Source organism: Streptomyces sp. NPDC016459, from assembly GCF_040632845.1.
GTDB lineage: Bacteria > Actinomycetota > Actinomycetes > Streptomycetales > Streptomycetaceae > Streptomyces.
Genome location: NZ_JBEYCR010000001.1, coordinates 61,356 through 83,685 on the forward strand (window position 1 = coordinate 61,356; position 22,330 = coordinate 83,685).

Consider the following 22,330-nt stretch of genomic DNA (forward strand, 5'->3'; position numbering starts at 1 on the left):
GGTCAGCCGCCGGAGACGCCCACCACGAGCCAGATGAAGGCCACGCCCGCCACCGTGCACAGCAGGGTGGAACGGGCCGGGTGTTCGTGGTGGGCCTCCGGCAGGATCTCGGCGGCCGCCAGATAGAGCAGGGCGCCTCCGAAGAAGCCGAGATAGCTGCCGAGAAGTTCCTCCGGAAGGGTGAACAGCAGGGTGGACGCGGCGCCGACGATCGGGGCGAGGGCGTCCGCGAGGAGCATGCCGACGGCCCTGCGGCGCGCGTTCCCGTAGAGGCTCGTGATCGTGTACGTGTTGAAGCCGTCGGCGAAGTCGTGGGTGATGACGGCGACGGCGACGGTCGCTCCCATGCCGCCGCCGATCTGGAACGCGGCGCCGAGGGCGATGCCGTCCATGAGGCTGTGCAGGACCATCGCGGCGGCCGCGGTGAGGCCGACCTGCGGGACCCGCTCGGCGGCTCCGACCCCGTGTGCCGCACGGCGGACGGCGAGGAGGCGTTCCACGACGTGGGCGAAGAGGAAGCCGCCGACGAAGAGCAGCAGGGCCTCCGGGACGCCGAAGACCTCGGAGCCCGCGGCCTCCAGTGCCTCGGGCAGGAGGTCGAGTCCGACGACGCCGAGCATGAGTCCGCCGGCGAGACCGAGGACGAGGTGGCGCCGGTCGGTGACCCGCCCGGCGACCCAGCCGCCGAAGAGCGTCATGAGGAACGCGCCGAGCGCGACGACCACAGCCATGGGCCTTTGGTACCGGATCGGGGGGCGTCCGCGCACCTCGGCGTCGGGGCCCGGCCGGGGGCCCCGGTGGACGAGGTGCTGGCCCTGGTGGACGCGGTCCTGCGGGAGGCGGGCCTGACGCGCGCGGACGTCCGGTCGCTCGCCACGCTCGACGCGAGGACTGCGGAACCGGGCCTCGCGGGGGCGGCGGCGCTTCTCGGCGTACCGGTGCGGGGGTTCGCGGCGCAGGAGCTCGCGGTCGTGCCCGTACCGCATCCGTCGACGCGGCCGCTCGCGGCGACGGGCACGGCGTCGGTGGCGGAGGCGGCGGCGCTGCTGGCGGCGGGGGCGGTGGGGGGCACGGCGGGGGCCTCCGCGGAGGCGACGGTGCGGGCGACAGCGACGGGCGGGGACACGCGGGGGCGTACGGGGGGTGAAGCCGAGCCTGGGGCGGGTACGCGCGGGCGTGGCGCAGCCGAGCCGGGGACGGGTGCGCGCGCGGGTGGCGTAACGGGGACGGGTGCGCGCGGGCATGGCGGGGTCGTCCTTCTCGTGCCGAAGCGGAAAACCCGGCGCGTAACGTGCGCCCTCGCCGCTTCCGTCCCGTTTCGTCCGAACGAAGACGCCTCAGGCGTACGGTTGTTGCCCTCGGCGCACGGGTACATCGCAGGCGAGCCCGGCTCACCCCCCACCATCCCCACCCCCCACACGACGGCGGCCATGGACATGCATACGCATACCGACGCCCACGACCTGCGCCACCACGGTGACGCGGAGGTCCGGGACGACAAGCTCATCGATCTGGCGGTCAACGTCAGGACGAACACCCCACCCGACTGGCTGCGGGAGCGCATCGCCGCCTCCCTGACCGGACTCGCCGCCTATCCGGACGGCCGGGCCGCGCGGGCGGCGGTCGCCGAGCGGCACGACCTGCCGCCGAACCGGGTCCTGCTCACGGCCGGTGCGGCGGAGGCATTCGTGCTGCTCGCGCGGGCGCTGCCGGTGCGGCGGCCCGTGGTGGTGCATCCCCAGTTCACGGAGCCGGAGGCCGCGCTGCGGGACGCGGGCCACGAGGTGGGCCGGGTGCTGCTGCGCGAGGAGGACGGTTTCCGGCTGGATCCGGCGGCGGTCCCCGAGGACGCCGACCTGGTGGTGATCGGGAACCCCACGAACCCGACGTCCGTGCTGCACCCCGCCGCATCGATCACCGCGCTCGCCCGCCCGGGGCGGACCCTGGTGGTGGACGAGGCCTTCATGGACGCGGTGCCGGGCGAGCGCGAGTCGCTGGCCGGGCGGACCGACGTGCCGGGGCTCGTCGTGCTGCGCAGCCTCACCAAGACCTGGGGGCTCGCGGGGCTGCGGATCGGGTACGCGCTGGCCGAACCGGACACGATCGCGGCCCTGGAGCGGGCGCAGCCGCTGTGGCCGGTGTCGACGCCGGCGCTGGTGGCGGCGGAGGCGTGCATGTCGCGGGTGGCGCTCGCGGAGGCCGAGCACGCGGCGCACCGGATCGGGGTCGAGCGGGCCCATCTGCTCGCCGGGCTGGCCGAATTCGACGAGGTGCGGACGGTGGAGGAGTCGGAAGGGCCGTTCGTGCTGCTCCGGATCGACGGGGCGGACGTGGTGCGGGAGCGGCTGCGGTCGCTGGGCTTCGCGGCGCGCCGCGGTGACACGTTCCCGGGGCTCGACCGGAACTGGCTGCGGCTCGCGGTGCGGGACCGGGCGACGACGAACCGCTTCCTGCAGGCCCTCGACCAGGCTCTGCTGATGGGCGGCTGACGGCTCACGCGGACGCGGGTCCGGGGAGGGCGACGTCGTCACCGTCGCCCTCCCCGGACCCGTCCCCTTTTCGTCCCCCTCGGGCCGTCAGCCTCGGGAGCGGGCGCGTGAGCGGGTCAGCGTGAGGGCGCCGCCACCGGCCACGACGAGGGCGAGTGCTCCGGCCGCGATGTACGGGGTGGTGGAGCTGCCGCCGGTCTCGGCGAGGTTCTCCACGGGCGTGACGCCGGCGTTGTCGGTGTCGATGCCGGCTGCGTCGCTGGGCGTGGCCGAGGGCTGCTGCGTGGGCTGCTCGGAGGGCCGCTCGCTGGGTTCCTGGGTGGGCCGCTCGGTCGGCTTCTCGGTGGGCTTCTCGGTCGGGGCCGGGCCCTTGGGCGTCTCGCAGGTCGCCTCGGCGAGCGTGACGGTGCCGTTGACCTCGGCGACGCCGAGCTTCAACGGGTCGACCGCCACCTTGAGTTCGAGGGCCGTCGCCGCGGCGGTACGGGAGGTGGTCGAGGTGCGGGAGAGGTCCAGGGTGACCTGGCCGACGCCCGGGACGGTGACCTGGGTCCGGCCGCCCGTGGAGAGGGTGGTCTTCTTGCCGAAGACCGTCACATGGCCGAGGACGGCGGACTCGGCCACCGGCCGCTCGCCCACCTCGCACAGCGCCTTGGACGTGACCTTCTCGACCTCGATGAGCGAGAGCAGCGGGATGCCCGGGACGTGCACCTGCGCCTTGACGAGGTTGACGTACCCCTCGGCCTTCTTCTCGTCCACGGTGGCCTTCGAGGTGGCCACGTCGGCGGCGAGGATGTCGATCGGCTTGCCGTCCTCGGCTCCCTGCACCTTCACGGTGAGCGCGGTCTCGCTCTCGGTCTCCGGCGCCTCGACCTCGTTGAGCGAGGTGCGCAGCGGCACGTGGACCGCCTTGCCGAGGAGGGAGACATCGAGGCCGGTCCGCAGGACGACGGCGGTGGCGCGCCCTTCGTCACCCGTGGCGTGCGCCGTCGGGGCCCCGAGGAGCACGGGGCCGACGGTCAGGGCGGCGACGGTCGCGGCGGCGGCCGTGCGGCGTACGGGCATGCGGAAGGTGTTGCTGTTCACGGTGGTGGAACCCCCACAAGAGACATGGCGTCGCCGGCCGCTCACCACGGGGACAGTGGGTCGGCGCGGCCTCGGCGACTTGAGACACCGGAATCTTTACGCACGGAGAGTGAACCGGCAGTCGCCTGACGTGAGTTCACTCCAAAGGGGGGTTTCCGTGTTCATATTCGATTCTTTTCGGCACAACCGTTCACGGACGCCCCGCGTCTTTCGCACGCGTGGGCGGAAGCGGGGGCGCGCGGCGGAAGTGAGAACGATCCGCACCTCGCCGAGGTAACGAATCGTCAACCGGCGTGGGTTCAGTCGGCGCGCCAGTACCCGAGCGCGTGCACGCGCTCCTTGGGCAGGGCGAGTTCCTTGCGGGCGTACGCGGCGAGGGTGCGGGTGGTCACGGTGTCGCAGGCGATCCAGACGTACGAGGCGGGGTCGGCGAGCGCCGGAAGCTCGGCCTTCACCCGGCCGACGAGGTCGGCGCCGGCGTCCCGGCGCGGCACCCGGCGCAGCTCGTGCCACCTCGGGTCGAGCCGGACCGGCAGATCCTCGTCCGACACGTGCTGGGTCTCGAACCAGAGGGTGGCCGGCACGCCGGGGAGCGCGTCGAGCAGGGAGTTGATCGCGGGCAGGGAGGCCGGGTCGCCGACCACGAGCAGCCGCCCGGGGGCCGGGGCCGGGGCCTCGAAGCCGGTGCCCTGCAGGGTCGCGTCCACGGTGTCACCGGGGGCGCAGGCGCGGGCCCAGCGACTGGCGACACCGTCATGGAGGGCGAACTCCAGGCTGAACGTGCCCGTCTCCACGTCCGGATCGACCAGGGTGTAGGCGCGCTGGTGGGGCTTGCCCGCGTGGTCGAACCAGACGCGCACCCACATCGTCGGGTGGACCCCGGCGGCGGCGAGCAGGCCGCCGTCCGTGAAGTGCACCCGGCGGTAGTCCTCCGTGACCTGCTCGGCGCCCGTCACGGTGAACGTGAAGTCCTTGCCGCGCATCAGCTTGAGAACGGCACCCTGCCAACCGTGACCCACCGCGATCCCCACCCCTGAAATCCTGTAGATTAATTTAGGTCAGCCTAACCTAAGAAACTTTGCGAACATGGACGGGATCGGGGTCTCCGTGAGCATCGAGGTCTACCGGGACGCCTGGGGCGTCCCCCATCTGCGGGCCGCGGACCCGGACGAACTCGCCTTCGCCCAGGGGCAGGTCACCGCCCGCGACCGGGCCTGGCAGCTGGAGGTCGAGCGCCACCGCGCCCAGGGCACCACGGCCGCCTTCCTCGGCGCCGCCGAACTCGGCTGGGACACCTTCGCCCGCCGCTCCCGGCTCGCCGACACCGCCCGCCGCTGCTTCGACCGGCTCGAACAGGCCGACGCACGGACGGCCGCGTGGGTACGCGCGTACGTGGACGGCGTCAACGACGGTCTGGCGGAAGGGGCCCGACGCGCCCCCGAGTTCGACGAGACCGGACTCGCGCCCGGACGGTGGGAGCCGTGGACCCCGCTCGCCGTCTGGCTCTCGACCCACATCCTGTTCGCCGGCTTCCCCACCAAGCTGTGGCGCGAGGAGGTCGCCGACCGTCTCGGCGAGGAGTGGACCGAGCTCTTCGCGACCGACGGGCCCGGCACCGCCGGCTCCAACGGCTGGGTGGTCGCGGGCGAGCGGACCGCGAGCGGGGCGGCCCTGGTGGCCGGCGACCCGCACCGGTTCATCGAGGCACCCGGCGTCTACCAGCAGATCAGGCTCGCCTGCGACGCGTACGACGTCGTGGGCATCGCCGTCCCCGGCGTCCCCGGGCTCGCCCACTTCGGCCACACCGGTCCGGTGGCGTGGGCGATCACCAACGCCATGGCGGACTACCAGGACCTCTACCGGGAGCGGCTGCGGCGCCTCCCGGGCGGCGGGGTGGAGGCGTACGGCCCCGAGGGATGGCGCCGGGCGGCGGCGCACACGGAGACGATCGAGGTGGCGGGCGGGGAGCCGGTCGTCGTCGAGGTGGTCGAGACGGACCGGGGCCCGGTGATCATCGGAGTGGACGACGAGCCTGAGGGCGGCTCCGCCGCGTGGGAGGCCGTCAGTCTGCGGTACCCGCCCCGTGTCACCGGTGAGCTCGGCTTCGGCGTGCTGCCCTCGCTGCTGCGCGCCCGGACCGTCGCCGACGTGGACGCGGCCCTCGACGGCTGGGTCGAGCCCGTGAACGTCGTCCTCGCCGCCGACACCGGAGGCGGTCTGCTGCACCGGGTCGCCGGCCACGTACCCGTACGGGACCGGGCCAACTCCCTGCGGGTCGTGCCCGCCTGGGACCCGGCGCACGCCTGGGAGGCGGATCCCGCGCCGCTGCCCCGTGCCGAGGTACGCGGCCACGCCGTGATGGCCAACGCCCGGGGCCTGGCCGCGCCCCTCGGCATCGAGTTCGCCCCGCCGCACCGGGCGGCCCGTATCGACGCGCTGCTCGGCGCCTCGGCGGACTGGACCCCGGAGACCACGACCGCCGTCCACAGGGACACCGACAACGCGTCGGCGGCCCGCCTCCTGGCGGCGGTGGCGCGGGCGGGCGGGGCGGCAGCCGACGGCGGGGACGGCCCCGGAGCGACCGGCTCCGGCGCGGACGGCTCCGGCGCGGACGGCCCCGGTGCGGCCGGCCCCGGTGCCGGCGCCTCCGGCGGGGGGCGCGGCCTCTCCCCCGCCGCCGCCTCCGTACGGGACCGGCTGCTCGCGTGGGACCGGCGGATGGACGCGGAGAGCACCGACGCCGGGCTGTACGCCGCCGTGCGCGGCGCCGTGGTGCGCCGGCTCGCCGGTCACGAGGCCTTCGCGGCACTGCGCGAACCCGCCCCGTACCCCGAGGTGTTCCGGCCCTGGCTGGCCCTCGGGCCGCGCGTCGCGTACGCCCTGGAGACCCTGCTCGTGGCCGGGCCCGTGCCCGCGGGGGACATCGACCGGATCGTGCGGGAGGCGCTCGACGAGGTCGGCGCCGGTGAGCCGCCCGCCGCCTGGGGCGTGACGCACCGGCTCGCGCCCTGGCAGGCGCTGCCCGACCCCGACGACGGGCAGTGGCCGGGGCTCGGTGGCGACCACGACTGCGTCCTCTCCACCTCCAGCGTCCCCGGGTGGACCGACCGCAGCGCCCGCGCCTCCGCAGCGCGCTACGTCTGGGACCTCGCGGACCGCGAACGCAGTGGCTGGATCGTGCCGTTCGGCGCGTCCGGCGTCCCGGGCGACCCGCACCACCGCGACCAACTCCCCCTGTGGCTGAGGGGCGAGCTCGCCCCCGTCACCACCGACTGGCAGTACCTCACCAAGGAGCAGGGATGACCACCGCCGCATACGTCCACCGCGTCGAGGGCTTCGGCACCGTCACGGTCCGGCCCGTCGAGCCCGAGCGCGACGCCCCGCTCCTGCACGGCTGGGTCAACGAGGAGCGGGCCGCCTTCTGGGGCATGGTCGGGACCACCGTCGAGCAGGTCCGGGACATCTACGCGCACCTGGACTCGCTCACCACTCACCACGGCTTCCTGGTCAGCCTGGACGACGAGCCGGTCGCGCTCTTCCAGACGTACGACCCGGAGGCCGACCGGGTCGCCGAGTGCTACGAGGCGCTGCCGGGGGACATCGGCGTGCACCTGCTGATCGCCCCGGGCACCGCCCCGCGGCCCGGCTGGACGGGCCGCCTGCTCACCGTGCTCGTCGCGTTCGCGCTGCAGGACCGCACGCGGATCGTGGTCGACCCGGACGCGGCCAACGAGAAGGCGATCGCCCGCATGGTGCGGGCCGGGTTCGAGCTGGGCCCGGAGGTCGTCCTGCCCGAGGTGGACCTGCCGGAGGTCTTCATCCCGGAGAAGAAGGCCCGGCTCGCCTTCCTGACCAGGCGCTGAGCCGGTCCGGAGCCGCCGGTCGGACGGCGGGGCGGTGGGGCGGTCCTGGTCCTGCGCGGGGCGGTGGGGGCAGTCCAGGCGGTCAGGGGATGCAGTCAGGCGGTGAGACGGTCCAGCGGCAGGGCAGTCAGGCGGTCAGGCAGTCACCCGACCGTTGACGACGACCCGGCGCGGTGCCGCGAGGACGCGGACGTCCGCGCGCGGGTCCTCGCCGTAGACGACGAGGTCCGCGGGGGCGCCCTCCTCCAGGGACGGGCGGCCGAGCCAGGCCCTCGCCCCCCAGGCGGTCGCGGCCAGCGCGTCGATCGGCGGGATGCCGGCCCGGGTCAGCTCCTCCACCTCCTCGGCGACGAGCCCGTGCGCGAGGGAGCCGCCCGCGTCGGTGCCCACGAAGACCGGGACGCCCGCGTCGAAGGCGGCGCGCACGGTGTCGTACCGGCGCTCGTGCAGCCGGCGCATATGGGCCGACCAGCGGGGGAACTTCTCCTGGCCGCCGTCGGCGAGGTGCGGGAAGGTCGCGATGTTGACCAGGGTCGGGACGATGGCGACGCCCCGCTCGGCGAAGAGCGGGATCGTGTCCTCGGTGAGCCCGGTGGCGTGCTCGACGCAGTCGATCCCGGCCTCGACGAGGTCGCGCAGCGAGTCCTCCGCGAAGCAGTGCGCGGTGACGCGGGCGCCGAGCCGGTGCGCCTCCGCGATGGCCGCCTCGACCTCGGCACGCGGCCAGCAGGCGGTGAGGTCGCCCACCTCGCGGTCGATCCAGTCGCCGACGAGCTTGACCCAGCCGTCACCGCGCCGGGCCTCGCGGCCGACGTACGCCACGAGGTCGGCGGGCTCGATCTCATGGGCGTAGTTGCGGATGTAGCGGCGGGTGCGGGCGATGTGCCGGCCCGCCCGGATGATCTTCGGCAGGTCCTCGCGCTCGTCGATCCAGCGGGTGTCGGAGGGCGAACCGGCGTCCCGGATGAGCAGGGTGCCCGCGTCCCGGTCGGTGAGGGCCTGCTTCTCGCTGGTGGCGTCGTCGACGGGACCGTGCCGGTCGAGGCCGACGTGGCAGTGGGCGTCGACGAGTCCGGGCAGCACCCAGCCCTCGACGGTGACCGCCTCGGCGGCGGGCCGGTCGAAGGTGATCCGCCCGTCGACGCACCACAGTTCGTCCCGTACGTCCTCGGGGCCGACGAGCACCCGCCCCTTCACGTGCAGCACCGCGTGATCGCTCATGCCTGCACTGTACGAGGGCGGGCACCCGGCGGGGAGTCCGGGCCCGGAGGCTTCCGGGCGGTCGCCGCGGGAGGCGCCTCGGTACCCTGATCGGGAGCTCACCCGCACCGCACCGAGTCGAAGAAGGCACCGCCGTGACCGTGACACATCCGCTCCTGGACCTGGCCCCGCTGACCGCCGCGCACTTCGCGTCGATCGAGCGGCGGGTGGCCGCGCTGCTCTCCACGGAGCAGGACGTGGTGATCGCCCAGGGCGAGGCGCTGCTCCCCCTGGAGGGGTGCATCCGCAGTGGCGCGCGGGCCGGTTCGACCGCGCTGAACGTCGTCACCGGTCCGTACGGGCAGACCTTCGGCAACTGGCTGCGGGATTGCGGGGCGACCGTCGTCGACCTGGAAGTGCCCTTCCACACGGCCGTGACGGCGGAGCAGGTGGAGCGGGCGCTCGCCGAACACCCGGAGATCGACTTCGTGTCCCTGGTGCACGCGGAGGCGGCGACCGGAAACACCAACCCGGTCGCGGAGATCGGCGAGGTCGTACGGGCGCACGGCGCGCTGTTCTACCTGGACGCGGTGGCGTCGATCGGCGCCGAGCCGGTGCTGCCGGACGCGTGGGGCGTGGACATGTGCATCATCGGCGCGCAGAAGGCGATGGGCGGCCCGGCGGGCGTGTCGGCGGTGTCGGTGAGCGCGCGGGCCTGGGAGCGGTTCGCCGCCAACCCGGCCGCGCCGCGCCGCTCGTACCTCTCCCTCCTCGACTGGAAGGAGCGGTGGATCGACGGCGGACGGAAGACGCTGCTCCACGCGCCCGCGCAGCTGGAGATGCTGGCTCTGGAAGCGTGTGTGGAGCGGATCGAGGCGGAGGGCCTGGACGCCCTGATGGCGCGGCACGCCTCCGCGGCGGCGGCGACCCGGGCGGGCGCGCTGGCGCTCGGCGGAGGTCTCGAACCGTACGTGTACGAGGCGAAGGACGCGGCCCCGGTCGCGACGACGCTGCGTACCCCGGCCGGGGTGGACGCCTCGGAGCTGGTGGCGAAGGCGCTGGCCGCCGACCCGTCGCTGCCGCTGATCGCGGGCGGCGGGGCGCTCGCCTCGGAGATGATCCGGGTCAACCACTACGGGGTGGACGCGACGCCGGGCGCCGTGCAGTCCTCGCTCGCCGCCCTGGGCGCGGCGCTCGGCGAGACGGGCCGCGCGGTGGACCTGGAGGGCGCACGCCGGGCGGTCACGGAGGCGTGGGCCTGACCGGCGGTACGGGGAGGGGCGGGGCCTACCGGTGTCCGGGCCCGCCCCCGCCCCTTCGCCCGCCGGCCCGCTGAGCGGAGCCGCCCCGGGGCGCGCTCAGCCCGCCAGGACGTCCAGGGTCCGGGCCACGTCCGCCGCCGTGTTGTACAGGTGGAAGGACGCGCGCAGGTTGCCCGCGCGGGCGGAGAGCAGGATGCCGGCCTGGCGCAGGGTGTCCGCGCGGTCCCCGAGGCCGGGGACGGCGACGACAGTCGAGTCGTCCATGACCGGCTGGTGGCCCAGGGCGAGGAGCCCGGTGCGGAAGCGGGCCGCGAGCCCCTTGTCGTGGGCCTCGATCCGCTCGATGCCGATCTCCTCGAGGAGCGCGAGCGAGCGGGCCGCCCCGTGGTACGAGAGGAAGGCCGCGGGCTCGTCGAAGCGGCGTGCGGTGCGGGCCAGTTCGCGGACCGGGCCGTAGCTGTTCACCCACAGCTCCTCGCCCGCCACCCAGTTGGCGTGGATCGCGAGGAGCGAGTCCTGCGCCTCCTCGGTGACGGTGAGGAAGGACGCCCCGCGCGGGCAGAGCAGGTACTTGTAGCCGCCTGCGACCGTGTAGTCCCACTCCCCGGCGCGCAGCGGCAGCCATCCCGCCGACTGGGTGGCGTCGAGGAGCGTACGGGCGCCGTGGGCGGTGGCCGCGGCCCGGATCGCCGGGAAGTCGGCCGTCCTGCCGTCCGCCGACTGCACGGCGGAGAAGGCGACGAGCGCGGTCTCGGGGCGGACGGACTCGGCGAGGCGCTCCAGGGGCACGAAGCGGGTCTTGAGGTCGCCGCGGACCGTGAAGGGCGTGATGACGGAGGAGAACTCACCCTCGGGGAAGAGGATCTCGGCTCCGGCGGGCATCGACTGGGCGATCAGCCCGCAGTGCACGGCGACCGAGCTGCCGACGGCGACGCGCTCGTGCGAGACCCCGGCGAGGCGGGCGAAGGCGGCACGCGCCTCGTCGACGATGCCGAAGTCTCCGGCGCCGTCGGGGCGGCCGTCGGCGGTCTCCTCGGCGAGGAGCGTCACGGCCTCGACGGTCCGGCGGGGCAGGAGCCCGCAGGCCGAGGTGTTCAGATAGGTCTGCTGGGGCGCGAACTCGGCGCCGCCGAGCGGCTGGTCAAGGGAATCCATGCCCTCACCCTGGATTCCCCACGATCGCCCGTCAATGGCGATCCGATCATGGGGAGACCCAAGGCGCCCTTATCTACGCAGGTCAGATGGGCAGGTCAGCGGGTCAGGCCCCCGGGACCTCACAGGCGCCGTCCGGGCCGCAGACGTCCGCGTCGGAGCCGACCGGCTGGAGGACACGGCCCTGCCAGGCCTGCTCCAGGGCCTGCGTGAAGACCTCGGCGGGCTGGCCTCCGGAGATGCCGTAACGGCGGTCGAGGACGAAGAACGGCACGCCGTTGGCACCGAGTTCGGCGGCCTCGCGCTCGTCCTCGCGTACGGCGTCGGCGTACGCGGAGTCGTCGGCGAGCACGGCCCGGACCTCGGCCTCGTCGAGACCGGCCTCGACGCCGAGCGTCACCAGGGTCTCCGGGTCGAAGACTGAGCGCTCCTCGGCGAAGTTGGCGCGGTAGGCCAGGTCGAGGAGCTCGTTCTGGCGGCCTCGGTCCTTGGCGAGGTGGAGCAGCCGGTGGATGTCGAAGGTGCTGCCGTGGTCGCGGCCCTCGGTGCGGTAGCCGAGGCCCTCGGAGTGCGCGTTCGACGCGACGTGCGCCTCCATGGCGCGGGCCTCGTCGAGCGTACGGCCGTACTTCCTGGCCAGCATCTCCAGGACGGGACCGCTGTCCCCCTTCGCGCGGTTCGGGTCGAGCTCGAAGGAGCGGTGCACGACCTCGACGTCGTCGCGGTGGGCGAACTCCGCGAGCCCCTTCTCGAAACGGGCCTTTCCGATGTAGCACCAGGGGCATGCATGGACCAACGAAGCCATACCGCTCTGACCTGGGGTTTTACCGATTTCATCGGTTTTCGCTTTACCGACTCTCTCTCTGAACGCCGGTAGAGCCGCCCCGCGCCGGAGCGGCAACCTTCGGCGAACGGACGATCCATGACGCAGCGAGACGACTACCCCGCCCTCAAGGCTCTCGGGTTCGATGATGACGAACTGAAAGAGCTTGGGCTTTGGCTTCCGGCGGTGGGCATCGCCCCCGAATCCCTGGCCGAGATGTACGCACGGCGGAGCAAGAAAAAGGACTCTCTCAGCGCCCTCAAGGAGCAAGTGCGGCGCATGGTGAATGCGTCACGCGACAAGGGCATTACTGTTCGCCACGTCTGGTTTGAGCAGCGCTCCGCCTCTAAGTCCTACGTCCGGCGCGAGGAGTTCGAAAAGGCGTGTGCGGCAATCGTAGAGTTGGCACTGTCTAAGACCCTGCTTGTCTTCAAGACCTCGCGACTCTCCCGCCGTGGCATGGGTCAGGTTGGCCTACTGCTGGACGCGTTCGATGAAATGGCCGCCTGCATTCTCGTGGTGGCCGAGGGAATCGACTCCCGCCGAAACCGTATGCTCCTCGCCATTCTCAGCGAACAGGCACGCGAACAGGTTTCAGACCTAGCAGAGTTCGTGAAACTCGGCATGGACGCTCACAAGGCCGATGGTGGATGGACCGGGGGCGTTGCGCCATTCGGGCTCATGTCCGGCGGCAAAACCCTGATCCGGAACCCCAAGGAATACCCCCTTGCCCGGCGCATCGCTGAATACCTCCTAGACCGGAAAACGCCCAACTGGATTGCCAACAAGCTCAACAGCGAGGGACTGAAAACCCGCACCGGCAAGAACTGGCAGGCAACCGGAATCATCGCCCTAGCGCACGCTGTGACGTGGGCCGGACTTGTGGCCAAGCGAGACAGGATCTTGGACGAAAAGGGGCGCTGGAGCGGCAAGTACCACCGGGGCGGAAAGCCGCTACTCGACAAGAAGGGATTCCCGATTTCGTGCGGGGAGGGTGTGATCACGTTCGCGGAACACGTCAAGATCAACGCCATTCTTGCAAGCCGTGCCCAGAGGGGGACCAGCATCGGGGACCGCTCACGAGGAAAGCGGGAAACCGTCGCGCTGCTGTCAGGGGCCATGCGGTGCCCTCACTGCCGTTCTGCGGTCGCCAACGGGGGGGTCAACTACCGGTGCTCTGTCCGGCAGAACGAGGGGCCGTCTGTGTGCGTTGGCGTGTCCACGGAACGTAAGAGGGCAGACGGCGCGGTTGAGACGCTGTGGATCAATCACGTACTCGCCCTCTCCCCCGAATCCGAGACGCTGCACGCCATCGCCAAGGATTGGCTTTCCTACAAGGACCCCGAAAAGGAAGCGCGAAAGGCCGAGGTGCAAGCGGCCCTAGAAAGTGCCGTAGGCCGAGAAATGCAGCTCAAGAAGGAGCGGTTCGTTCTCGGCCGCATGACCGAGGCTGACTATGACTACCTGTGGCGACAGCTAAACGAGCAAATCGACGCCCACAAGGAAGAACTAGCGCTTCTTTCGGTGGAGGCCGACCTTTCCCCGCTCATGGACCCCGAGGCCCTTACAGCGCTGTGGATCAACGCAGGCATCGGCGGGCAGCGTGCACTACTGGCAGCGGCATTGGGCCCGCAAGGGATCACCCTGGTTCCCTCCCGGTACCGAGGTGACCGGACGCCGATCCTTGACCGGCTAGTGGTGGACTGGCGGGACCAGAGCGACCCGTCCGCGCTCACTGCCATGGATGCGGGAGTGGAGTTCGCGGAACGGACCCGGCAGCGTCGTAAGGCCGCCGAGAGGGCCGCACAGGGACCGGTCGAAGGAATGTCAGCGCCGACCCCTAACGTCCCGTCAGAAAGCCACGCAGCACAGTTGGAGATCCCCGCATGACGCACCGCCCGACCCCCGAGGAGATAGCCGAGAGGGAGCGCGCCGCACTCGTTGAGGAGAGGGAGAGGCAGAGGGCGGCCAGCAAGCCGCTGTAGGCCGCCAGAGAGCCACTGAGAGCCCCGGTGAGGGACTTCCCCGCCGGGGCTTTCCCGTGCCCGCAGATGGGCTCACAGGGACCCGGGCAGAACGGCCGCCTGGCATACCTGACGATGTGTTAGTAACGGCCCTTTACAGGCTCACTCTCTGGGGGTTGAAACCGCCAAGGAGAGACAGCAGGGAGGTAGCGCGGTGCCCATCACGAACACGCTCGACCTGGAAACGCTCAGCGCCCGCATGGACAAGTGGGCGGCCGAGCCCCGAACCAAGCGGGGCCGACTCGTCCGAGTGTTCCGCGCGAATCTCGGCAACTCGCCGGACCTACAGGCGGCCCGCCTCGCGCTGCTGATCGGTTACGCCGAAAAGGTGGCGTAGTCGTTCCGCCCTCCCTCCGGATAGAGCCCCCGTCAGAGATGGCGGGGGTTTTCTCTGGCCCACTTTCGCGGACTAACGCGGAATGAGTTCTTTCCCGCCGATCCTTACGCGGACTTACGCGGAACCACCATCCCCCTTTAGCGGACTTGAGAGGAATCACGACATGACCGAACCGACTTACGACGGACTTACGCGGAACCGACCGGCCATTAAGCGGAGTTACGACGCAATACGCGGAGCAATCCAGCGGGCCGAGTCGCTGGCCTATGACGCACTCCCGACCGGCCACCCGACAGCGCATGAGGTGCACGCGGCACTCATGGAAGCGCTAGAACTCGTGAACCTGGTGCTGTTCCCGGCCGGTGGTTGCGCTGGCCCCGAATGCACAAAGCCCGTGCCTGACAAGGGAATGGGCCGTCCAGCCCTCTACTGCTCGCGCCGCTGCAAGGACCGCGCTGCGTACCGCGCACGTAAGGAACGCGCACAGCGGGAGGGGTGAGCCGGTCTCCCTTTCTTCTTACTTTTCTATCTCTGTTACGTAATGAAGAGTGTATGTACCTAGCAAGGTATGTCTCTAAGGGTTTCCTAGGGCCAAGCAAAACCGAACCTCGGAAACAGCACTCGACACACCCTCTACCCTCAAAGCGAGAAACCCCAGAATGACGTACTACCCATGGGAGAGCACGGACGGCCGCTGTGTTGTCTGCGACGGGCCACTATCCGAGCGTCAGGAAATCCTGTGCTCTAACCGATGCCGACAGGCCCGAAAGCGCGGGGCCAAGCTGACCGATGCTGACTACCTGGACCGGCTGATGGGCCGCGACTGTGCGCACTGCGGAGATGCCTTTGATCCCCGCACGGCCACTCAGAAATACTGCAATGTGAACTGTTCCGCTGGCGCACAGCAAAAGGCCGAGGACGCGCGTTACGACGCTGTCTGTGAACTGGATGGCTGCGAGGAGAACACCGGGTGGGACGGAGTCGGTGCACCGCGCCGGTTCTGCGGCAACGCCCACAAGCAAAAGGCTTACCGCCTCCGTAAGGCCGCTGAGAGCCCCCCTAAGGGCCGCTGAGGGATTCCCAGTACCGAGTGCCAGCGAGCCGGAGATAGGCGCTTAGAGAGGCGTGTAGCCCTTCGGTCTCTCCGTGCCGGCCGTCACGGTTGGGTAACGAATGGCCGACGGGTGCCGTAATTCACAGACTTTCGGCCTTTGCCCTTTACCAACACACTCTCTTGACAGTGTGGGTGGTTACCTCTCGTCTCCTCTCGGTCGGCGCGTGGCCGGTTGACTCTCCTCAGCCGGTCCGCCCGTCGGCACCTCCTAACGTTAGGAGGTGGTAGACGCCCCCTCACGCTGCGGCTGCTCCCGCAATCCCTTAAATCTTCGGCGAGTTGTAGCTACGCGCGCATCGTCGGCGTACTCCTCCCCGATGGGCCCCCGCGCCTGCCGTGATCTGAGCAGAGATCCGGCGAGTGCGGGGGCCTTTTTGTGTATCCGAGAGGAAATCCGATGACCTATTACCCACGCGACGGGCGATCGCTCGTGAATGGGCATGACGTGAACACCGGCGGGCGGGGGTCTACCTCCCGGGGAGATACAGCGGGCGGGCAGGACCCGACCGAATCCGCCTCTCGTAATCACGCGGCGATGCGACGACGCCAAATTGCCGAATCGGCCGCCGCTGTCAGTCACGACGACGCGATGCAGGACGTTTACGCCGAGCGTGCCGCGCGTAAGGAAGCTGAGCGAAGCGACCTGGAGCTAAGCCAACTCCAAAAGGAAGTTCGCCGAGACGTGGCCCAGTCGGAAGCGCGGGAAAAGGAACCAGAGATACGCGAGTTCCTAACCGCGAACCGTCATCCCGTAAGGCGAAATTTTCCGAGTGAGGCCGACTTCCAGGAAGCCGCACGCCAATGGGAAGACGGCTATGCAGCGGCCGAAGCGGCGGTGAGTGGCAGGGAACTAGCCGCACGTATCGCCGCTGGCACTTTCCGTCCCTGGACCCGATAACCACCACTGAGGAAATAACCCAATGACCGAGATCACCACCCCGGAAGACCTACTAACCCCGAACATCGAATTCATGATGCACAACAAGCGTCATGGGGCCCTAGCGCCAAAGGTGGCAGAGGACCGCTGGCAGGCTCTACGGGCCGTTATCAGCGAGATGGAGCGGCTATCTGAGCTGTTCTATGAGCGGTCCGAGGCAGCCGAGGATGCCCGCCTAGAAGCCGTCGCCGCACATGCCCGCGCTGCGGATTCCGGTAAGGCCGTTCCTGCTGGCCTAGGCGCAAAGGTGCAGGATGCCAAGCTGGCCGTAGACGGTACGCTTTCCGCATTCCGCGCCAATATCCCCCGACTGTCGTCGGCCCGGCGTAGCTATGACGCGCTGTTCGATGACCACGCGTTCATCACGGAATACCGCGCGGCCATCTCGGTCGAATTCCTCAAGCGGCGCGAAGCTGCGGTGAAGGCATTCAAGACCCTTGATGTGGAGATTCCGGCGCTGGCCGAGCTATACACATTGCTCGGGGACTTCACGCTAAACCATTTGCTAGGCGACACGGTCCGCGCGATTGAGTTCAACGGTTCCAAGTTGGAGCACGGGAACCTGTTCACAGAGAATGAGGAAAGCTGGGCCGCGCCAAAGCTGAGTCAGGCTCTGAGCGACGTTCGGCGGTACGTGCTTAGCACTGACCCGATTAAGGGCGGCACTCTGCTGACTGAGGATCTAGGCGTTATTGCTGACGCCCTCCCCGAGCTAGCCGACCAGCGTTACGAGGAGTGGCAGGAAGCGCTAGAGGCACAGGCCCCGATGAAGGCACGGAACGCAAACCCTTGGGCCATCTAGCCACATGAGTTGAAGCGGGGTCGGCCCGAACCACTGGCCCCGCTGCTCTGGAAAGGACCCCCGCTTATGGCATGGGAAACCAGCAATCGACGTGAGCGGCTACCGGCCAATTGGGCAAAGCTGCGGCAGCGTGCCATCCGCCGGGCGGGGGGTGTTTGCCAGGGAGTCATAGAGGAGACCGGCGAGCGCTGCACATACCCCGGCACGGATGTGGACCACATAACCCCCGGCGATAACCACGCGCTAGACAACCTGCAATTGCTGTGTCGCTGGCACCACACCAGGAAGACACAGGCAGAGGCAGCAGCAGCGAAAGCAATCAAGAGGGCGGCAACCAAAAGGCCGGAGCCCACGGGCCGCAATGAGCCCATGCCTGATCCCTGGTGATCGTCGGCGCGTCGCATTCTCTGTGGATTCGTCAGTCACTTCACGCTAGGTGCCGGCCGTCAGGGGGCACGGAAAGTGACGATACCCGGGGGGGATGGCCCCCTTTTAGGGCCTTTCCCAACCGCTAGCGTATAGCAGCTCTGTCCCTGTACGGGTTTCAGAGTCGCCGAAAGGCACGGCCATCACAGTGCGTCATACCGGCACCGCTTACATTCCCACCCGCTGATTACGCAGAGCGCCGACCGCACGTCCGAGAGAGAAACCATGAAGAGAGCAAAGGTCCTCAGCGTCCGTCACACGGATAGCTCCCGCGCGAACCTCGCTGTCATACAGGAGCTATCCGGTTGTGAGACAGCGAGCGAGGCCGTCATACAGGCACTCGACCTTTACGCCGCCTACCTGAAACTTCCGTCCGGCGCTGTCATACAGGCGCTTGGACATACGCGCCGCGCGGGGGGTTCGAGTGTTTGAGATCCCGGTATGCATCCGACTCGGTTGCACGAATCCGCGCCAACCCCGCTGCGGTAGGAATTCGTTCAGGCCGTGGTGCAGCACGCGTTGCCGTAAATGGCACCGAGCCTTCACCGCATTCACCGAGGGCGGCGCAGCGTTCGGGCGGAATGCTGAGACTGATACGGCGCTGTTCACTGAAATCCTCGCCAGCGGCGTGAACGATCCTGGTTCGCTGGTCGCGCTAGAGGAACTGTTCGACGCTTACGGACGGGTGTAATGCCGTGGAGCCGACCCGCGTAGTCCTCGGCCCGAATGGCTGGCAGCCGTCCGATGAACCGGCCCCGCCCGGCAAGGTGGCGTGGCGCTTCCCTCGCTCCCGCGCTGTCCGGCAACCGGCCCCGCCCCGGTTCATGCCTGGCCGTCCGGCACGCCGCGAGGGACGACCCCGGAACTGCGGCTCTCGATGACCACCTCCTAACGTCAGGAGGTGCTACTAGCCCCCGATGACTGGCCCCGCTGATGTGGGCTGGTCATCGGGGGCTTTCTGCGTTCCTGGTGGACGCCTTCGAAAGAGAGGCGGACGGGGCTCGCTAGGTTTGCCGGCTCAGGGGTAATGAGGGCGCGTCGGCCAGTGCTCCCAAGGGTTTTATGCTGCCTGTGAATCTCAGGCCGCAGCGTCACCCATTCCCGGGCGAGCACCTGGACTCCCCTCTCATGTTGAACGCGTTCAAAACTACAACTCGGCTCGCCGCCTGCTCAGCGTGGGAGCAAGCTGGGGGGTGTTACGAGTCGCGCCCGTTCGTGCAGGTCTCTCGCTGTGTGGTTTTTCAGGAAGGGGAGAATGCGGCTATGCATTGTCGAAATGTTGCGGTCGCACTGTCCAGACTGGACGAGTGGGTATATCTCCAGCACGCGGCCCCACGTTTCGCACGCTGCCTCCAAGTGGCCGACCTCTAGTCGCCGTTCGGCCAGCATGGACAGATAGCGAATGCTCGTCCGCCGGAAAGCGCTGGGTCGCAACCGGTCTGACTCTTTTAGGGATTCGATCGAGCCTGCCACGTCCCCCAGTTCGTAGCGAACCTGTCCCACGTGGTAGGCCAGCGAGGACGGGTTATAGGAACCGAAAGTCTTTGACTGTGACTCGGCTTTCTCCATTGCCACTTCGGCTTCCTGGATCCGCTGTAGGGCCAAACGTCCGTTGCCCTCCTGCGCCGCTGCGTGTGCCTGCTGTCCGGCAAGAAACGCGCGCATTCGGGGACCGGCCTGCGGGGAAGCGGCGGCGGCGGCATCGGCGAGGCGCATTGCTTCGGTCCCGTGCCCGAGGTCCACGGCCTGAACGCTCATGCCCCGGAGTGTGGTGCAGAACGTGAGGTGATCCTCGGATGCCCCGGCGAGTTCAAGCGCTTTCAGGTAGTAGCGCTGTGCCATTCCGTGAACACCCTCATCCACGGCCATATATCCCGTGAGGTACGAGAGATCCGATGCGGCGGACATCATTGCCTTACGGACATTCTCCGGAGCGTCAGCGCGCAAGTAGGGGGCAACGGTGTTGACCAGATAGGCAGCAGCCATCGGCCGCGCTGTCCGTCCCCCGAACTGGTCGTCAATGTCGGAGAGTCGTTCGGTCATGGCGATGACCGATTGAACGTCAGACATTCCGATGCGCTGTGTCTCGCCCTTCTGGACGGCTTCCATTCGGCCGACCACGTCCGGCCAGTTGGGCACGGTAAGGGCGACAGAGAACAGACCCACTCCGAGCACGCTCCGGCGCGACGGGTCCATATCTTGCCTCCCCAGGTCTAGCAGCCCTTCCACGGTACTGGGGAGCGCGCTGGACTCTTCGGCGGGAGGGGGCGGGAATCCCGATTCGCTGTGCGTGATGGGGCGGCCGAGCTTCCGGGCCAGTGCTTCCAAGATCAGCGGGCGGACGGCCTCTTTCGGCATGTGCCCGGCGAGCCACTGGTGCACTGAAGGTTCACGGTATTTGAGAGGCGTTCCCCGCTCGGTGCCCAGCTTGTTGACCTCTTGGGCGAACTGGCGCAGCGTCCAGCCGGTTTCCCGGTGCAGTCGGGCAAGCGATTCGTTGGGACTGGTCACCGGTCATCAACTCCCCACGTCTTCAAGCCGCTTAAAGCTCTTAAGTCCTGGCGCTGTTGCAACGGTACCCCTCTGCCGTGGTTACGCGGTTGCCTTCTGTGAGCAGCCGAACGAGCACGAGAGGTGCAGCCATGAGCAGCCCTGAGAGCGCACGTGAGCACCCCCGGGACTGGGAGGCGGGGGAAACGGCGCTGGACGTCTCCACAGGCCGCGTAGGCCGCGTCATGGGCCACGTGGGACCGCGCTACCAACTGCGCCCGCTGAACGGTGGGCGGGAGTGGGAGGCCGACCCCGAGAGCCTGGAAGCCGCCTACCAGTCAGACGCCCTGAGCGCCGCTGTGGTCACTGCCAACACGAGCCAGCGGATAAGGGAGCGGATGTGAGAGGGCTCCTCAGGTTCACCCCGGAACAGCGCGCGGAGATCGACGCCGGATTGGTGCGGATCTTCGCGGAGCGGGAGGCCCGGGAATGGGAGGCGGCCATATGGCGTGCGGCTCCCGTGCTCGTTCGGTGCGCTGCGGAACAGCTCATCCACCACAAGGAGGCACAGCAATGACGGCAACCGCGAACGACCTTCGGACCGGCCGCGCGCTGGTCAGCTCGGACCTGTTCGACAGCATCGCCGAGTTCACCGTGATCCACTTCGGCTACGACCGAGACAAGGCGGAGCGCGCGACTGATCAGGCGCTCGCGTTCCTCGCCACGGTCGGCACGGCCACGGTGAAGATGGTCCCGAGCGACGACGTGGACGGCGCGCTGCACTCGTTCATCCTGCACACCGCCGACTATCGCGAGTTCTGCGAGACGTACGCGGGCCGGTTCCTGGAGCACAACCCGCGCCCCGGTGGTGGCGGCCGGGTCCTGGCCGAGGTGCAGGCGACGGCGCACGCGATCAAGGCCAACGGGTTCATGGTGCTGGACTCGCTGTGGACCGTGAACGGCGAGAACGCGGCGCAGTGTGACTCTGACTGCGGGCGCGACTACCGGGCCGTCTGACTGCCGGCCGAACCAGACAGGTGAAGTGTGGGGCCGGTTGCCAACTACGGTGACCGGCCTCGCTGTTGGAAGGTGACGCATGATTTTCGATGGCCCGTACAGCCCGCCGGATGGTGCGCTGCAACTTCTCAATCCGGGCCCCGCCGAACTGGTCCTCAACCGGCGCGGGTCGTCCGTGTGGAAGGTCAAAACCGAGGTCGGTCCCTACGCGGTGAAGGTGGGCTATCCGAGTCGGACGCACGCTTGGACCGCGCTGGCCCCTGCCCGTGAAGCCGCCGTTCTGCGACAGCTCACCCATGAACGGATTTTCAGCGGGGAGTGGGAACACGGCACGTGGGGCGCTCAACCGTGGCGGCGCGGCGACAGTCTCTATGACCGGTGGGCACCCTGCCGGGACGAGGCGGCCGAGCCGAACATTGGAGAGGCCCTTTCCTGCGCTGTGGCCCTGTCGGGACTGCACGGGATGGGGTGGGTGCACGGGGATGTGCAACCCGCGCATTTCCTCTTGGGTGAGATGGGCGGCGCGTTCCTGATCGATCTTGCGCTGTCCAGCGGAGGACGGATTCCCCGCGCCTATGACTTCCCGTACCGGGGTTGTCTCGTCCACTACGAAGCGCCGGAAATCTCGGCCAGCGTGCTGGGGTCGGGTGCGGCGACGCCGACACAGGAAGCGGACGTGTACGCGCTGGGAGCGGCACTGTTCATCAGCGCGACGGGATGGCGGCATGTGGCCTACCCGGACGACGCGTCCCGGGAGGTTCAGCGGCAAGCCATCGTGGCGGGCCCTCACCGGCCCGTGGACCTGCCTGGAGTGCTGGGGGGTCTCATCCCTCACATGCTGAGCCGTTCGCCCGCTGACCGGCCTACCAGCGCCGAGGTGTGCGAGAGGTTGAGTGCGGCCCTGTAAGGCTGCGCCGGGCCCTGTCTGCGCCCCTCCCCCAAGGCGTAGGCGGGGCCCTTCCGCGTCTGTGCTGGTCAGCCTATGTGCCGTAAGCTCTGGTCTAGTTGGTCCAAGGCCAGGCGATGTCGCTCCAGATCTCGACGCGCATGTGTGGCTTCTCTCCGAGGTGTGCCGGTGGGGTGTTCGGTCGCCGCAACGTCTCCACCGGCCGCGTTCATTCCGTTTCGGGCCCCGGTGTGAGCCGGAGCACGAGGCGGCGGCCGTCGCGCGGGTTCTCCAGGTCGGACACCCCACCGCGGCTCGCGTACGCCGACGGCGCGTTCGCCGAGACCGTGGAGGGCACCGCCGCGCGGCCGGCTCCATCGGCTCGGGGCTGCGGAACGGTTCCCTCGCGCCGGTGATCGCCG

At 69.5% G+C, this 22,330-nt stretch carries 19 protein-coding genes; 12 read left to right on the forward strand and 7 right to left on the reverse strand.

Annotation, left to right across the window (positions count from 1 at the left end; all coding sequences use genetic code 11):
- Positions 1-2: 2 nt before the first annotated feature.
- Positions 3-731 carry a ZIP family metal transporter gene (locus ABZ567_RS00320; protein ID WP_360782610.1) on the reverse strand — a complete coding sequence of 243 codons (729 nt, stop codon included), beginning with the start codon at positions 729-731 and terminating at the stop codon, positions 3-5.
- Positions 732-809: 78 nt separating this feature from the next.
- On the opposite strand from ABZ567_RS00320, the gene cobC reads away from it, so the two are divergent.
- A complete protein-coding gene (cobC, locus tag ABZ567_RS00325; protein WP_360784959.1) occupies positions 810-2,489 on the forward strand; it encodes an Rv2231c family pyridoxal phosphate-dependent protein CobC in 1,680 nt (559 codons plus the stop codon).
- Between the two features lie 87 nt (positions 2,490-2,576).
- Here cobC and ABZ567_RS00330 read toward each other — a convergent pair whose 3' ends face one another.
- Both ABZ567_RS00330 and ABZ567_RS00335 read right to left on the reverse strand, forming a co-directional pair.
- Complete coding sequence (locus tag ABZ567_RS00330) at positions 2,577-3,575, reverse strand: SCO1860 family LAETG-anchored protein (protein ID WP_360782613.1); 999 nt, start codon at positions 3,573-3,575, stop codon at positions 2,577-2,579.
- Between the two features lie 299 nt (positions 3,576-3,874).
- The gene (locus ABZ567_RS00335; protein ID WP_360784961.1) at positions 3,875-4,594 is read right to left on the reverse strand and encodes a siderophore-interacting protein; all 720 of its coding nucleotides are present in this window, start codon (positions 4,592-4,594) and stop codon (positions 3,875-3,877) included.
- 67 nt (positions 4,595-4,661) lie between these two features.
- Here ABZ567_RS00335 and ABZ567_RS00340 point away from each other — a divergent pair, with 67 nt between their 5' ends.
- Positions 4,662-6,878, forward strand: a complete 2,217-nt coding sequence (locus ABZ567_RS00340; protein WP_360782616.1) for a penicillin acylase family protein — start codon at positions 4,662-4,664, stop codon at positions 6,876-6,878.
- Positions 6,875-7,438: a GNAT family N-acetyltransferase gene (locus ABZ567_RS00345; protein WP_360782619.1), complete on the forward strand. Its 564-nt coding sequence runs from the start codon at positions 6,875-6,877 to the stop codon at positions 7,436-7,438. The genes ABZ567_RS00340 and ABZ567_RS00345 overlap by 4 nt, the downstream gene beginning before the upstream one ends.
- Before the next feature lie 135 nt (positions 7,439-7,573).
- Here ABZ567_RS00345 and ABZ567_RS00350 read toward each other — a convergent pair whose 3' ends face one another.
- Positions 7,574-8,659: an amidohydrolase family protein gene (locus ABZ567_RS00350; RefSeq protein ID WP_360782622.1), complete on the reverse strand. Its 1,086-nt coding sequence runs from the start codon at positions 8,657-8,659 to the stop codon at positions 7,574-7,576.
- A gap of 140 nt (positions 8,660-8,799) precedes the next feature.
- On the opposite strand from ABZ567_RS00350, the gene ABZ567_RS00355 reads away from it, so the two are divergent.
- Positions 8,800-9,900 (forward strand): aminotransferase class V-fold PLP-dependent enzyme, encoded by a 1,101-nt coding sequence (locus tag ABZ567_RS00355; RefSeq protein ID WP_360784963.1) that lies wholly within the window; start codon positions 8,800-8,802, stop codon positions 9,898-9,900.
- A gap of 96 nt (positions 9,901-9,996) precedes the next feature.
- Here ABZ567_RS00355 and ABZ567_RS00360 read toward each other — a convergent pair whose 3' ends face one another.
- Together ABZ567_RS00360 and ABZ567_RS00365 are read right to left on the reverse strand one after the other, a co-directional pair.
- Positions 9,997-11,055 (reverse strand): aminotransferase class V-fold PLP-dependent enzyme, encoded by a 1,059-nt coding sequence (locus ABZ567_RS00360; protein WP_360782625.1) that lies wholly within the window; start codon positions 11,053-11,055, stop codon positions 9,997-9,999.
- A 103-nt stretch (positions 11,056-11,158) separates the two neighbouring features.
- Positions 11,159-11,857, reverse strand: a complete 699-nt coding sequence (locus ABZ567_RS00365; RefSeq protein ID WP_360782628.1) for a DsbA family oxidoreductase — start codon at positions 11,855-11,857, stop codon at positions 11,159-11,161.
- A gap of 117 nt (positions 11,858-11,974) precedes the next feature.
- Here ABZ567_RS00365 and ABZ567_RS00370 point away from each other — a divergent pair, with 117 nt between their 5' ends.
- The 4 genes from ABZ567_RS00370 (at position 11,975) to ABZ567_RS00385 (ending at position 17,089) form a co-directional block, all read left to right on the forward strand.
- The gene (locus ABZ567_RS00370; protein WP_360782631.1) at positions 11,975-13,765 is read left to right on the forward strand and encodes a recombinase family protein; all 1,791 of its coding nucleotides are present in this window, start codon (positions 11,975-11,977) and stop codon (positions 13,763-13,765) included.
- Between the two features lie 288 nt (positions 13,766-14,053).
- Positions 14,054-14,236: a hypothetical protein gene (locus tag ABZ567_RS00375; RefSeq protein ID WP_355409952.1), complete on the forward strand. Its 183-nt coding sequence runs from the start codon at positions 14,054-14,056 to the stop codon at positions 14,234-14,236.
- Between the two features lie 1,511 nt (positions 14,237-15,747).
- Positions 15,748-16,248, forward strand: coding sequence for a hypothetical protein (locus tag ABZ567_RS00380; protein WP_360782634.1), 501 nt, complete (start codon positions 15,748-15,750; stop codon positions 16,246-16,248).
- A 22-nt stretch (positions 16,249-16,270) separates the two neighbouring features.
- Positions 16,271-17,089: a hypothetical protein gene (locus ABZ567_RS00385; protein WP_360782637.1), complete on the forward strand. Its 819-nt coding sequence runs from the start codon at positions 16,271-16,273 to the stop codon at positions 17,087-17,089.
- A gap of 1,596 nt (positions 17,090-18,685) precedes the next feature.
- Here the strand turns inward: ABZ567_RS00385 and ABZ567_RS00390 are convergent.
- Positions 18,686-20,026 (reverse strand): tetratricopeptide repeat protein, encoded by a 1,341-nt coding sequence (locus tag ABZ567_RS00390; protein WP_360782640.1) that lies wholly within the window; start codon positions 20,024-20,026, stop codon positions 18,686-18,688.
- A gap of 131 nt (positions 20,027-20,157) precedes the next feature.
- On the opposite strand from ABZ567_RS00390, the gene ABZ567_RS00395 reads away from it, so the two are divergent.
- From ABZ567_RS00395 to ABZ567_RS00410, 4 genes are all read left to right on the forward strand, one after another.
- On the forward strand, positions 20,158-20,409 hold the full coding sequence (locus ABZ567_RS00395) for a hypothetical protein (protein WP_360782643.1): 252 nt from the start codon (positions 20,158-20,160) through the stop codon (positions 20,407-20,409).
- Complete coding sequence (locus ABZ567_RS00400; RefSeq protein ID WP_360782646.1) at positions 20,406-20,582, forward strand: hypothetical protein; 177 nt, start codon at positions 20,406-20,408, stop codon at positions 20,580-20,582. The genes ABZ567_RS00395 and ABZ567_RS00400 overlap by 4 nt, the downstream gene beginning before the upstream one ends.
- Positions 20,579-21,022: a hypothetical protein gene (locus ABZ567_RS00405; protein ID WP_360782649.1), complete on the forward strand. Its 444-nt coding sequence runs from the start codon at positions 20,579-20,581 to the stop codon at positions 21,020-21,022. Before ABZ567_RS00400 ends, ABZ567_RS00405 begins: the two co-directional genes overlap by 4 nt.
- A 79-nt stretch (positions 21,023-21,101) precedes the next feature.
- On the forward strand, positions 21,102-21,929 hold the full coding sequence (locus ABZ567_RS00410; protein WP_360782652.1) for a protein kinase: 828 nt from the start codon (positions 21,102-21,104) through the stop codon (positions 21,927-21,929).
- Positions 21,930-22,330: the final 401 nt, after the last annotated feature.

Coding starts and splice junctions, on each gene's coding strand:
- ABZ567_RS00320 (WP_360782610.1), bottom strand. CDS start 731: ATGGCTGTGGTCGTCGCGCTCGGCGCGTTCCTCATGACGCTCTTCGGC.
- ABZ567_RS00340 (WP_360782616.1), top strand. CDS start 4,662: ATGGACGGGATCGGGGTCTCCGTGAGCATCGAGGTCTACCGGGACGCC.
- ABZ567_RS00345 (WP_360782619.1), top strand. CDS start 6,875: ATGACCACCGCCGCATACGTCCACCGCGTCGAGGGCTTCGGCACCGTC.
- ABZ567_RS00350 (WP_360782622.1), bottom strand. CDS start 8,659: ATGAGCGATCACGCGGTGCTGCACGTGAAGGGGCGGGTGCTCGTCGGC.
- ABZ567_RS00360 (WP_360782625.1), bottom strand. CDS start 11,055: ATGGATTCCCTTGACCAGCCGCTCGGCGGCGCCGAGTTCGCGCCCCAG.
- ABZ567_RS00365 (WP_360782628.1), bottom strand. CDS start 11,857: ATGGCTTCGTTGGTCCATGCATGCCCCTGGTGCTACATCGGAAAGGCC.
- ABZ567_RS00370 (WP_360782631.1), top strand. CDS start 11,975: ATGACGCAGCGAGACGACTACCCCGCCCTCAAGGCTCTCGGGTTCGAT.
- ABZ567_RS00380 (WP_360782634.1), top strand. CDS start 15,748: ATGACCTATTACCCACGCGACGGGCGATCGCTCGTGAATGGGCATGAC.
- ABZ567_RS00385 (WP_360782637.1), top strand. CDS start 16,271: ATGACCGAGATCACCACCCCGGAAGACCTACTAACCCCGAACATCGAA.
- ABZ567_RS00395 (WP_360782643.1), top strand. CDS start 20,158: ATGAGCAGCCCTGAGAGCGCACGTGAGCACCCCCGGGACTGGGAGGCG.
- ABZ567_RS00405 (WP_360782649.1), top strand. CDS start 20,579: ATGACGGCAACCGCGAACGACCTTCGGACCGGCCGCGCGCTGGTCAGC.
- ABZ567_RS00410 (WP_360782652.1), top strand. CDS start 21,102: ATGATTTTCGATGGCCCGTACAGCCCGCCGGATGGTGCGCTGCAACTT.